Below are 13,158 nucleotides of genomic sequence, written 5' to 3'. Positions count from 1 at the left end.
ATAAATAATAAAATATGGTCATTTGTGCGAAGTAATCAGCATAATTAGATATGAATCAAAACTTTGTATAATATGTTAATTGATCTATATAAATTATTTATTGTAAGCTTCATTCTGCCATTTTTGAAATATTTTTAGCTACACTAAATATTTTTTCAAAACCCTCCGACCATTTTTTATGAATCAACAAATCCTGAAAATTTAAATCGTGATTATGTTTCTTGAAAGTGTGAATTGTGAGGTTCGTTTTGTTACACATATCAAATCGTGCTTGCAAATCATAGACACTTTCTATAGGTACATTAGCATCTTCCTCGCCATGAAATACATGTATTGGAATAGTTAACCTTAATAGTCTTGTTTTGTTAGGTTCGAGCTCGAAATGAGATTTAAACCATTGGGGTGTTATGTTGAAATAATTACTTTTTATCCATAGCCAATCGTTATCGGTAACTCTTTTCATTAGTTCGTCATGAAAAGGAGCTCTCATTTTTTCAATATCATGAATGTCTATAAGATCATTTTTGACGATATCTAATGAGTCGAAAGGTAGGTTTTGAAATAGATATGAACGGTATGCAGATATCTGTTTATTTTCATCCTCATATTCTTCCTTGTTTATAGCTTTATTGTTATCCTTATCAAAAATCGAATTTGCCATAATGAGAACGCCATGGCCTTTATTCTGCCACTGAATAATATCAAACATATTATCGTGAGCATAACCATGTAGTAATATGGCATCTGTTTTTACATTTTTTCTTTCAGCCACTAAAGAGGCTGTTATAGTACCTTCACTTATTCCGTACAGAATAATTTTACTATTGTTGAATCTCTTATCTTTCATTATCGAATTAATCATACATTCTATATCTTCCGCTTCTTGTAAAGGCGTATATTTTATATACTTAGAAGAATCTACATCAACAAAAAACGGAGGGTTTTCACCGTCCTGGCAACCTCTGCGATTGTAAGTGAAAAATGCTAATCCATTTTTGCAGAATCCGTTAGCCAATTCGTCATAATAGTTGAATGTCGATCGTTTTGTTAGATATGTACTGGGCCCTGTTCCTGATATACAAAACACAATGGCTTCGGCTATAGTGTCAGGGAGGCATAAACGAGTTGTTATTTCTTCTCCATCATTTAGCTTTATAGTTTTTATTTCGGGAATAAAGGCTGATGTAGGCAAGCTTATTATACCTAATAATAAGTAAAGTAATATATGCTTCATAATTTTGATATTTTATTCTTCATCTAATTGTTTGTATAACTCTTTCAATTCTTCAAGAGATTGCCTGTATTTTTTTATAACAGATTTTCGCGAAGTAAATATAAAAACCACAACTCCGGCAGTTACAAAACCAATTATCCAAGGATTGATAGAAATGCCGCTAAACCAAATGAATAGATAATAATAGCCCAAAGCGGCTAATAAAGAGATTATGCATATCAGCCAATTATATTTAATATTAAAATTTAAAGATCTTTCTATTTCCTTAATTCTATATTCCAACCAATTTTTGATAGGTACATCCGCTTTATATTTCTTCATAACAAGAAAGGACTGTGCCCATAAGGTTAGAGAAATAACAAGGAATAATAAAACTCCAAGATCCAGCATTCTCATAGCAATAGTAGTGTTTCTTATTGTTATATTAGCAATGAGTAAAGCAATAACAATTGCGATAATGATCATGAGAATAACAGAGGGATAAATACGGCTTATTGATTTACGTGCAGACTTTACAATAATCTCATTCAACTTTCTATCTGAATAGGAGTTGATGTTTTTATTAACCCCCGATTTCCATATATCTTTTAAGTCATTTGTTTTCATATTGGATCAATCTTTTAGTAGTTTTCTTAACTGTTCTTTCAAACGATATATTTTTACTCCAACATTAGATGTAGATATCCCAATGATTTCAGCAATATCATCATAATTATAATCTTCCATATAAAGAAGCATAATAGAACGATCTGTTTCATTGAGCTTTTGCAAAGCGTCTAGCAATCTCTGGTAATTTATATCTTGCTCAATATTATCAGTTGTACTTGTGTAAGGGATCTCTGGTATATCGTTTGTAAAAACTAACTTACTATCTTTTCTTATCTTTGATATTGATGTGTTTATCGCAACAGCATATATCCACGAAGCCGGTTTGTTTTTATCTTTTAATCCTAGAAAAGACCTCCATAACTGATAGACTACCTCTTGAAAGTTATCTTGTTTGTCAGCATCTGATCTAAAATAAATCAAATTTACTTTATGTATAATCTCTTGATATGCTGAAATTATTTTTAGAAACTCTTTTTGATTCGACTTCATTCTTTATTGCCATTACTGTTACTATATATAGTCGGAGCAATAGTTGTTTTATTACAAAAAAGATAAATAAATTACAGATTTATTTATCTTTTACATTGCATCGTTACTTCGATTTTAACAATAAGATATCATCATCTCCTTCATAATGTATAGCTGTAATTGATTTACTTTAAATAGGAAAATGGTAAAATATCTCAGTTGCTTACTTAATATTATTAATGAAAAACTATATGAGAAGCAATAGTAAGAAAAGGGGTATTGCAAACATTGATTTTTTTAGGTAATATCCGACTCCGTTAGATCGTGGAGTATTGTCTCCTAAATTCAATTCACCGGTATATTTATAATTTTGCCAATCAGTATTTGAAGAAGAATCAGCATTCCAGAATTCAGATAATGTGGAATCAGGGAAATAGAATAACTCCTGGCAAAAGCCACTTAGTTGCCGTTTCTTTATTGTTTTTGGGTCTACAGTCCCTATACAATTTACATCACAGTAGTATGTAATATCTTCCTCCCTGTCAAATTCATCTATCGCCCTGAATTTATAATAAGTATAACATTCTTTCATATAATATTTTCCATTCGACTTGGCAAACTGGAAACGTCCCACTTTTCGCAATGCTTTTACCTTCTTTCCCATATACTTTTTATATGTTTGAAGATCAAGAATAGAATCGACCGATTCTATTTCTATCGAAGATATTGTCATATCGTCTTTATTTATTCTTACTTCGCCACTTGCCCATCCGTCCTTATCTTTTAATGGCTCTATTTGTAATATAATCAATGAGCTGTCGGAAGAATACGACCTTGTTGTTTCATTATTTTCGCTTTTGCCAAAAGTAAAAAGATATGATGCATGGTATTCCGCACCATATAATTCTGAAGTCGGAGTCACAGTCTTTTGTAATCTTCTTATATCTATTATATTATATATATAGGGCACCCGTTCTTTTTTCAGATCTTTTTTTAGTTGTTTTTGACTAAGGGTGGTAGTGTATTTTAAGTATATTTCATTTTGTAAAGAATCAGTCGATTTCATTTGCAGAAAATGTAATAAATAACCAATGGGTTGATCTGTTACCAACTTCTCTTTAGTGTTCAGCATTACTTCCGACAGAAGCATATCCGCATCGTATGGACTAATGACGACCGGATTGAGAGATACAGGGTTAAGCTCTAAAGCAACAGTAGGTTGTTGTTGTAATACAGTTTTCAATACAGATTTTGTTTTAAAGCCTATACATTGAAAATAGATGATGTCTTCACTGTTACCTCGGATTGAGAATTTTCCATTTGTATCAGTATAGACATAATCTCGTGATGTTGCTCCATATTGCACAATTACGTCAGAAACAGGTTGGTTGGTATCTTTGTCTATGACAGTACCATGTATAGCTGTTTGAGCTAACGCTGATAACGGTATAAATAAAGATGAAAAAATAATAAGGAAAAAATTCTTTCTCATATACAGTCAATAAGGTCTTTTTAGCTTTAACGCAATAAACTATGATTTATTTGTTTGTCAAACTTAGTAAAAGTTAAAAAAACTATGAAACCGAATTTTGAATAAGTTATTTCTATTCATTGATTTATCTATAAGGGAGAGATAACGGTAAAATATAATATGAATGCTGAATGAAGGATTGTATAATCTTGGATAAAAGTGTAACTTTTGTCACTTTTTAGTTAAAAAATAAGCGATGCTTTTTTTTATATCTTAAAATACTCTTTATGAAATAAGCTTAACTTACAAGATATTTTTACCTTTATGCACAAAATATAAAAAACAATTATTGTATGGCATTGGACATAACTAGTATTCTCCCTCTTGTTATAATCGCTCTTACAGTGCTTACCAGCATCAAAGGCTTTAGCGATATGGCGTTTTTCGATAGATATAAATTTAATGTAGGAGCAATATTAGGTAAATCGAAGCAATGGGATAGATTGCTCACTTCAGCTACGCTACATGGCGATTATATGCATCTTATTTTCAATATGATGACCTTGTATTTCTTTTCGGATGTAATAATCGCGACATTCGGTATATGGAAATACTTAGCTATTTATTTCATATCTATAATAGGAGGAGGATTACTTTCTCTATGGGTACATCGCAAAGAATATTATTATAGCGCTATTGGTGCGTCGGGAGGAGTTGTCGGTATATTGTTTGCTGCAATAGCCATATACCCTGATATGACATTGGGAGTTATGTTCGTTATTCCTATGAAAGGATGGATCTTTGGTATAGCCTATCTGGCCTATTCTATATATGGTATGCAAACCAGACAAGGGAATATAGGCCATGATGCCCATCTTGGCGGAGCGGCGATCGGACTTATTTTAGCTATAGTATTTGAGCCTATGATATTGAAGGTAAATATGTTATATGTTGGTGTGATGACTTTGCCTCTGATTATTTTGGCTTATCTTGTTTTGAAAAAAAAATAGTTGTACATTTGCTTCAACTTAACATCACTGATATAAAACAACAGTATTTTTAGCATGGATATTGAACTTAGCCACTATTTTTTTGTTATAAATTGTACATTATATCCAGTTAATTAAATATAACAATCAATGAGCAACGAAAAAGACCTTATGCCGTATGACGAGGATGATGCGGTAAAGTTTATACAGAACTATATTCCCCAAGAAATAAAAGGAAAATTCACAAATGATGAAATAAATTACATCATAGACATTGTATATGACTATTATGATGAGAAAGGCTTCATGAATGATGATGCCGATGATAATTCGGTAGTAGATATAGATGAAGAGGAAATCGTTGCATATGTCTTAAAATATACAAAGAAGGATAAAATTAACAATTTCTCATCAGATGAAATTGCATTCATTATACAAGGCGAACTCGCGTACTGCGATTCGATAGGAATATTTGAATAAACAAAGATCACAAACAAATAATTATTTTAATTAAATTGATTATGAAGAACTTTTCATTTTTAGCAGCGATAGTATTAAGTTGCGCGGTTTTATTATCTAGCTGTGGAGCTAGCAATACAGTAAAAGGTGGTGGTATTGGTGCAGGTGCCGGAGGTGCTCTTGGTGCTGGTATCGGTGCTATTATCGGTGGCGGAAAAGGTGCTGCATGGGGTGCCGGTATTGGTGCTGTAGTTGGTGGTACTGCAGGAGCTGTTATCGGAAATAAGATGGATAAACAAAAGAAAGAATTGGAACAAATTAATGGTGCACAGGTTGAATCTATCAACGATGGACAAGCTATTAAAGTTACTTTCGAATCTGGAATCTTATTTGCAACTAATTCAAGTACACTTAATGCTGCTTCTCAAAATGCATTAACCAGCTTTGCTACATCTTTGAAGAATAATCCTGATACAGATGTGCAAATATATGGACATACAGACAATACAGGATCAGATGCGATTAATAATCCATTGTCTGAAAAACGTGCTCAGGCTGTTTATAACTTCCTTTCAGGTAAGGGTGTAAATGGAAGCCGCATGGTTTCACAAGGATTCGGCTCTACTCAACCAGTTGCAGACAATAGCACTACTACAGGAAGAAGCCAAAATCGTCGTGTGGAAATCTACATTCTTCCTAACGAGAAAATGATTAAAGACGCTCAAGAAGGTAAATAATACCGATCAGACGTTTTAGAGACAAAGGCTGTGATTACGCAAATGTAGTTACAGCCTTTGTGTTTTATTTAGTTAGTAATTCTTCTTAAAAATATAGTTATATCCGATGGACTTATTGTTCTATCAGCGGCATTACTATCTTTGTTACCTTAGTACCTGTTGGCAAAATGTAAATATGAAAAATTGTTTGATAACCTTTATGCATTGTTAGAACAAATCTAAACGATTATGCCTAGAAAAGGTTGGATAAAGGAATAATAGATTCTAACTGTTGACCTGCTTTAATCTTAAATCTTTATATTTAATTGATCAAAAACATATATTGAAGTGTTATTAATTATAGAAACAATATAAATAAGGTATTATGGAAGATTTTGAAGTAGACGATAGAAGAGATGTTGAATTGAAGGCGTTGAGACGGAAAAATAGAAGACGAAATGCTTTTCTTGTGCTTATGGTATTACAAATGGGATCTTTGGCTCTATCATATTATTTAGGGCGTTCTCATAAGTAGGGTTTTTAATATATAAGGAATAGTTGGATTATCGAATTTCCGACAGCATATAGGATCTATGTTATGTAGCTATAAGATAGATAATGTAACTAAGATTGCGAGAAGTAATCTTTTTCTTTTTAGTTAGATTTTTATAACTAAAATTTGCAATAATTTAAATAAAAAATATATTTTTGTGCTGTTAAAATCGCTTTTACTGAATGTTTGCTAGATCACTATTCTTAAAGTTAATATTGTGTTTATATTTTGTACCGTTGCCAGCACAGGAATCTTCTTTTATAAAGAATTTTGACAGCTTAGATTCTTATGCGGAACTAAAGCTTGTTTATGGCTGGATGTATAACTCAAAGAGTGATAAATGGATAATTAAAGAAAATCGAATTGCCAATATTGATTATTATAGTAATTATTATATTGTTTCTCTTCATAACCAATCCAATAAATATATCTGTATAATAAAACAATTTGAAGAAAAAGGAGCTATAAGCTTTGAGTCTTATATATTGGATTATAACGATTATATTTCTAAAATTAGCCTATGGGAAGAACATACTATTCTAAAATTTCCAATTCTAAAAAAGAATAAAATAAAACTGAAAAAAGGGACACAGCTTTCAAAAGAGTTGTTAGGGATTGACAACCTATCTGATGTTCTATCCAATCCAAGGGATTATTTCGTCTTCCAGTATAGATTTGAAAAGGACAGCACTGTGAAATTCTTATTTTATCAAGAGTCTTGTTTCGTAAATGATTGTCAGCCATCTAGCTTGAATTGTGAGGAAAAGTATCTTTCTTACTATGTACATGTTGGAAATGATAATTTATATAGTAACTTCTTTTACAAAACGATGTTGAAGTATTTCACTCAATTTATAGATTCACCTATCACGAAATAAAGATATTCTAAATTAAAACTAACACACATTAAAAGATGAAACAGAGAATTATTTTGCTATGCTTAATGCTGGCCATGGTATGCGGGAGTGTATTGGCTCAACTGCCTTATTCTAAGATGCTTGATTTGACAGAAAGTGATTTAAAAGAGAAGAAATTTAAATACGATTCGAATAAGAATCGTTATTCGATGTCTAAGACAAACAAAACAAATCAGACAATGAATATTCTAAGTGCAGTGGGAGGGAATGTAGCTGATATGAAGCCTCATACTGAGGATTATACCATTACATTACAAAAAGGAGCAGATAATCAGACGGCTTTTCTATCGGTCTTATTTTATAATGACGATACATACCACAATATTGCGACATGGATGGTCGAGAATGGAATAGAGCCAATTACAACCAATTCGGGTAAATTGACTGTTTGTAAATTCGATTATGAAGGCTTAAAAGTAGAATTGACCACGGAGTTAGTTTCTATAAAGACTACAACAAAGAATACATTTGCTGCGGCAAAAAGTTTTGATGATTCTTATAATGTATATTATTATACGATATATACAGGAATTACTCCTGAATCGAAATGGCATACAAAAGAGGCCGAAAAAAAAGAAAAGAATAAATTGAAAGGGAAAAAAGAGGATTTAAATGATTTAATGTAATCCTACACTGTAATTTCTATTTTTATTTTCTTATAAGAGAAGAGTGACTCATAACGGATATAGTCACTCTTCTCTTTGATATTCTTAATTTTTAAATTCTAATTCTCCGTCTTTCAACCCGATAATAATTGGGTTTTCCTTATCTACTGTTCCAGCAAGTAGCTGTTTTGATAATGTATCGAGAACCGTACGTTGAATAACACGCTTCACAGGACGGGCTCCAAATTCAGGATCGTATCCCATCTGAGCGATCCATGTGATAGCATCCTCTGTAAATTCAAGTCTTACTCCATTGTCCTTTAGCATTTTCACTATGCTATTCAGCTGTATGCGTACTACCTGTTCGATCTCTTTCAGAGTCAGAGGCTCGAACATAACAGTTTCATCTATTCGGTTCAGAAACTCAGGACGCATATTTACTTTCAGCATGTCCAAAACTTCTCTTTTCGTTTTTTCAACTACCTCATCATGATTCTTTGGAGTAATTCCTGCAAAGTTTTCGCGGATTAATGAAGACCCCATATTGGATGTCATGATGATAATCGTATTTTTGAAATTTACCACCCGACCTTTATTATCGGTCAACCGCCCATCGTCCAACACTTGCAATAATATATTGAATACATCAGGATGTGCTTTCTCTATTTCATCGAATAGCACAACTGAATATGGTTTGCGGCGAATAGCTTCTGTCAGTTGTCCACCTTCGTCATAACCTACATATCCCGGAGGTGCTCCGATAAGACGAGTCGCACTGAATTTTTCCTGATATTCGCTCATGTCAATACGAGTCAGCATATTCTCATCGTCGAAAAGAAATTCAGCAAGAGCTTTAGCCAACTCCGTTTTACCAACACCTGTTGTTCCGAGGAATATAAATGATCCGATTGGACGTTTAGGATCCTGAAGACCGGCACGGCTTCTCCGTATAGCATTCGATACAGCAGAAATTGCTTCTTCTTGTCCTACGATTCTATTATGTAATACATCCTCAAGATTCAGAAGTTTTTCACGTTCACTTTGCAACATCTTATTCACGGGGATGCCTGTCCATCGAGATACTACATCTGCTATATCATACGAGTCTACCTCTTCTTTCACCATTGCTTGGCTACCTTGCATTTCGTGCAATTGGGATTGAAGTTGTCCTATACTATTCTCTAAATCTTTGAGCTTGCCGTAACGTAATTCTGCTACCTTACCATAATCACCTTCTCGTTCGGCTTTATCGGCCTCGAATTTAGTATTTTCGATGTCGATTTTATTCTGCTGGATCTTATTAATAACCTCCCGTTCCGATTGCCATTTGGCTTTCAAATCTTTTTCTTCATCTTTCAAAGAACTAATCTCTTTTGAGAGTTCCTCTTCTTTTAGTTTGTCATTTTCACGACGTATAGCCTCTCTTTCAATTTCCAACTGCTTGATACGACGACTTTTTTCATCCAATTCTTCCGGTACAGAATCTACCTCCATACGTAGTTTAGCTGCAGCTTCATCCATTAAGTCGATAGCTTTATCAGGCAAGAAACGATCTGAAATATAACGACTCGACAGTTGCACTGCAGCTATAATAGCCTCATCTTTGATTCTTACTTTATGGTGGTTCTCATACTTTTCTTTTAGTCCACGAAGAATCGAAATCGCATCAGCTTCACTCGGCTCATCTACCATTACAGTCTGGAAACGGCGTTCAAGAGCTTTGTCTTTTTCAAAATACTTCTGATATTCGTCTAGTGTAGTTGCGCCTATCGAACGTAATTCTCCCCTTGCAAGAGCCGGTTTCAAGATGTTTGCGGCATCCATTGCTCCTTCTCCTTTCCCTGCACCGACAAGTGTATGTATCTCGTCTATAAACAAAATAATCTCACCTTCCGATTTTATTACTTCGTTTACAACAGATTTCAAACGTTCTTCAAATTCACCTTTATACTTGGCTCCTGCAATTAAAGCTCCCATATCCAACGAATATATTTGCTTGCTTTTCAGGTTTTCAGGAACGTCTCCTCTAACTATACGGTGTGCCAATCCTTCGGCAATAGCCGTCTTTCCTGTCCCGGGTTCTCCAATTAGTATTGGGTTGTTCTTTGTGCGTCGGCTAAGTATCTGCAATACTCGGCGTATCTCATCATCACGACCTATCACAGGATCGAGCTTGCCATCTTTAGCTCTTTGTGTAAGATTTATAGCATATTTCTCCAATGATTGATATGTGTCTTCTGCACTTTGGCTTGTTACATTACTACCTTTACGTAGTTCGCTGATTGCCAATTGTAATTCTTTTTCAGATACACCAGCATCCTTCAACATTTGTGCAGCAGAACTTTTTCCAGATAAAACACCAAGTAAGATGTGTTCGAGGGATATATATTGGTCTCCCATTTTTTTTGCATAATCAGATGCTTTATCTAATGCCGTATTACTTTCCCTGCTCAGGAAAGCTTCTCCACCACCCGAAACTTTCGGATAAGAATCGATGTCTTTGCTTAATACAGATGTCAGGTGTCCCGGATTAGCTCCAAGTTTCTGAAATAGAAAATTCACAACGTTTTCACCGGTCATGATCACTCCCATAAGAAGGTGGGCTGGTTCAATGGCCTGTTGCCCTTTTTCCTTTGTAATCTCAATAGCCTTTTGGATAGCTTCTTGAGACTTAATTGTAAAGTTGTTGAAATTCATATCTTTATTCTTCTATTATATTCTTTTTTAATAACAAATCTTTAATAATGTTCGTTCAAAATGTCTGCCAAGATATATTTAATTGACAAAATGTCAGATCATATCTTTCGACTAATTAAGATTGTTCGTTCAAATATTTTATGTAAGTTTGTGGATCACTGTTAGGGGTGTTCTTTTATTTGAAGGACTGAGATTAAACCCTTGAACCTGATATGCTGTAATTGGCATCGTAGGAAAACGGTAATGTTTTTAGATTCTTATAATTAACTATATATCTATAAGCCGTTTCGTACTATTCGAAGCGGCCTTTTTTAATAATAAATCTTTATAATATGATTAATATAGATTCCTTAATTAGCGATTTAGACGCTATTCGTAAACAGTCTCCTTTGATCCACAATATTACGAATTATGTAGTAATGAATAATACTGCTAATGGACTTTTGGCTATAGGAGCATCTCCTGTTATGGCACATTCGTTGGAAGAGGTTGGCGAAATGACTGCTATTGCTTCTGCTTTGGTACTGAATATTGGTACTCTTGAGCCCGAATGGGTGAAGTCTATGATACTGGCAGGTAAAACAGCTATAACAAAGAATATTCCTACTGTATTCGATCCTGTCGGCGCAGGTGCGACACAGTATAGAACTTATGTTTGTAAACAGATTATAGAGGAATGTAAACCTTCTATCATAAGAGGGAATTCTTCAGAAATAATGGCTTTATGTAATACCAATGTCCAAACTAAAGGTGTGGATAGTACAGAATCTTCCGATTCGGCTCTTGAATCGGCAAAGTATTTAGCTAAGCAAACAGGAGCGGTTGTTGTTGTAAGTGGGCAGACTGATTATATCACTGATGGTTTGGATGTGAAAGCTACTTACAACGGAAACCCAATGATGGAACGCGTTACAGGGATGGGTTGCACAGCAACAGCTATTGTAGCTGCTTTTGCTGCAATAAATTCAGATATGCTCGAAGCGGCAACACATGGTATGGCTATTATGGGTATTGCAGGAGAGATAGCAGCTGGTAAGTCGTTTGGTAATGGAAGCTTACAAGTAAACATTCTGGATGAGCTATATAATATGAATAGTGATACAATAAAACAAAATATTAAATATAGTCTATAATATGATCCCCTTCGATTTGAGTTTGTATTTAGTTACTGACCGTTCATTGTCACTGGGACGTCCATTGGAAGATGTTGTGGAGGAGGCAGTAAAAGGAGGTGTGACAATGGTGCAACTGCGTGAAAAAGATTGTTCGACTAAAGACTTTTATGATTTAGCAGTACGACTAAAAGCATGTCTGAAGCAATATAATATACCTCTAATAATAAATGACAGGCTTGATATAGCTTTAGCTTGTGATGCTGAAGGGCTGCATATAGGCCAAAGCGATATGCCTTATACTATTGCACGGAAATTGTTAGGGAAAGATAAGATAATAGGTCTTTCAGTAGAGAGTATTAGTGATGCGATTGATGCTAATAAACTTGATGTAGATTATATTGGGATATCACCAGTATTTAGTACTTCTACTAAAACAGATACGGCGTTGGCTTTTGGTTTGGATGGCGTGCGCCAAATAAGCCAAATAAGCGAACATCCAAGTGTAGGTATTGGAGGTATTAATATAAAGAATGCAAAAGATATAATATTGGCCGGAGCTGATGGTTTGTCGGTTGTTTCCGCTATTATGTCGGCTACCGATCCCAAAGAATCTGCAATACAACTGAGAAAAATAATAGATGAAACAAAAAACAAATGAGGTATGAAATGGAGTGAAGAAGCGTGGAACGCAGCCAAACCAATATATGAAAAAATATTACAACAACCGTTTATAAATGGTTTGATCGACGGTTCATTAGAATATGACAAATTTATATTTTATATACAGCAGGATGCTTTGTATTTAGCCGACTATGGAAAAGTCTTAACCGCTATAGCATCTAAATTAAATGACCCCGAACATATAAGTGCTTTTCTTCATTTTGCTGGAGAATCAATGCTTGTAGAAAAAGCCTTGCATGCAACATTCTTAAAAGGACAATCAAAGGATAATAATATGTCTCCGGCTTGCTTGCTTTATACCTCCTTTCTTCTAAAGCAATTGGCTAATGCACCTGTTGAGGTAATTGTTGCTGCGGTATTGCCTTGCTTCTGGATTTATAAAGAAGTCGGTGATTATATCTTGGCGCACCAGATTAAAGGAGAAAATCCTTATCAGACATGGATTGATGCATATGGTGGGGATGATTTTGAAAAATCAGTAAATATGGCAATCTCAATCTGTGATCAGTTGGCTGATAAATGTACCGAAGAACAACGTCAAGCTATGACAGATGCTTATGTTATGTGTTCAAAAATGGAGTGGTTGTTTTGGGACAGTGCTTTTAGACTAGAGAAATGGCCTGTATAATAACAAAATTAAAAAA

Annotated in this window: 14 protein-coding genes and 1 riboswitch; of the genes, 9 read left to right on the top strand and 5 right to left on the bottom strand. The window is 34.2% G+C overall.

The genetic code is table 11. The features are described 5' to 3' along the window. Positions 1–109: 109 nt before the first annotated feature. The 4 genes from JGH11_RS09905 to JGH11_RS09890 form a co-directional block, all read right to left on the bottom strand. Complete coding sequence (locus tag JGH11_RS09905; protein ID WP_201111424.1) at positions 110–1,234, bottom strand: serine aminopeptidase domain-containing protein; 1,125 nt, start codon at positions 1,232–1,234, stop codon at positions 110–112. 12 nt (positions 1,235–1,246) lie between these two features. Then, on the bottom strand, positions 1,247–1,840 hold the full coding sequence (locus JGH11_RS09900) for a hypothetical protein (RefSeq protein ID WP_201111423.1): 594 nt from the start codon (positions 1,838–1,840) through the stop codon (positions 1,247–1,249). Positions 1,841–1,846: 6 nt separating this feature from the next. Further along, entirely contained in the window at positions 1,847–2,332 is a 486-nt protein-coding gene (locus JGH11_RS09895; RefSeq protein WP_201111422.1) for an RNA polymerase sigma factor, read from the bottom strand. Between the two features lie 226 nt (positions 2,333–2,558). Beyond that, positions 2,559–3,803: a carboxypeptidase-like regulatory domain-containing protein gene (locus JGH11_RS09890; protein WP_201111421.1), complete on the bottom strand. Its 1,245-nt coding sequence runs from the start codon at positions 3,801–3,803 to the stop codon at positions 2,559–2,561. A 332-nt stretch (positions 3,804–4,135) separates the two neighbouring features. Between JGH11_RS09890 and JGH11_RS09885 the strand changes: the two genes are divergently transcribed. The 6 genes from JGH11_RS09885 (at position 4,136) to JGH11_RS09860 (ending at position 8,042) form a co-directional block, all read left to right on the top strand. After that, positions 4,136–4,792, top strand: a complete 657-nt coding sequence (locus tag JGH11_RS09885; RefSeq protein WP_201111420.1) for a rhomboid family intramembrane serine protease — start codon at positions 4,136–4,138, stop codon at positions 4,790–4,792. Between the two features lie 129 nt (positions 4,793–4,921). Next, the gene (locus JGH11_RS09880) at positions 4,922–5,251 is read left to right on the top strand and encodes a hypothetical protein (protein WP_201111419.1); all 330 of its coding nucleotides are present in this window, start codon (positions 4,922–4,924) and stop codon (positions 5,249–5,251) included. A gap of 41 nt (positions 5,252–5,292) precedes the next feature. After that, complete coding sequence (locus JGH11_RS09875; protein ID WP_201111418.1) at positions 5,293–5,967, top strand: OmpA family protein; 675 nt, start codon at positions 5,293–5,295, stop codon at positions 5,965–5,967. A gap of 364 nt (positions 5,968–6,331) precedes the next feature. Then, entirely contained in the window at positions 6,332–6,481 is a 150-nt protein-coding gene (locus JGH11_RS09870; RefSeq protein ID WP_201111417.1) for a hypothetical protein, read from the top strand. 254 nt (positions 6,482–6,735) lie between these two features. Next, positions 6,736–7,377, top strand: coding sequence for a hypothetical protein (locus JGH11_RS09865; RefSeq protein WP_201111416.1), 642 nt, complete (start codon positions 6,736–6,738; stop codon positions 7,375–7,377). A 35-nt stretch (positions 7,378–7,412) separates the two neighbouring features. Continuing rightward, positions 7,413–8,042: a hypothetical protein gene (locus JGH11_RS09860; protein ID WP_201111415.1), complete on the top strand. Its 630-nt coding sequence runs from the start codon at positions 7,413–7,415 to the stop codon at positions 8,040–8,042. 84 nt (positions 8,043–8,126) lie between these two features. On the opposite strand, the gene clpB is transcribed toward JGH11_RS09860, so the two are convergent. Next, positions 8,127–10,718 (bottom strand): ATP-dependent chaperone ClpB, encoded by a 2,592-nt coding sequence (clpB, locus tag JGH11_RS09855; protein WP_201111414.1) that lies wholly within the window; start codon positions 10,716–10,718, stop codon positions 8,127–8,129. 153 nt (positions 10,719–10,871) lie between these two features. After that, a riboswitch (TPP riboswitch) is annotated at positions 10,872–10,971 on the top strand. Positions 10,972–11,050: 79 nt separating this feature from the next. Here clpB and thiM point away from each other — a divergent pair. From thiM to tenA, 3 genes are read left to right on the top strand one after another with little or no spacing between them, the layout of a single operon-like run. Next, on the top strand, positions 11,051–11,851 hold the full coding sequence (gene thiM, locus JGH11_RS09850) for a hydroxyethylthiazole kinase (protein WP_201111413.1): 801 nt from the start codon (positions 11,051–11,053) through the stop codon (positions 11,849–11,851). Between the two features lies 1 nt (position 11,852). Next, positions 11,853–12,491: a thiamine phosphate synthase gene (gene thiE / locus JGH11_RS09845; RefSeq protein ID WP_201111412.1), complete on the top strand. Its 639-nt coding sequence runs from the start codon at positions 11,853–11,855 to the stop codon at positions 12,489–12,491. Between the two features lie 3 nt (positions 12,492–12,494). Continuing rightward, positions 12,495–13,142 carry a thiaminase II gene (tenA, locus tag JGH11_RS09840; RefSeq protein ID WP_201111411.1) on the top strand — a complete coding sequence of 216 codons (648 nt, stop codon included), beginning with the start codon at positions 12,495–12,497 and terminating at the stop codon, positions 13,140–13,142. Positions 13,143–13,158: the final 16 nt, after the last annotated feature.

It is taken from the genome of Dysgonomonas sp. Marseille-P4677, from assembly GCF_016652235.1.
Lineage (GTDB): Bacteria > Bacteroidota > Bacteroidia > Bacteroidales > Dysgonomonadaceae > Dysgonomonas.
This window is presented reverse-complemented; position numbering and strand designations above follow the sequence as displayed.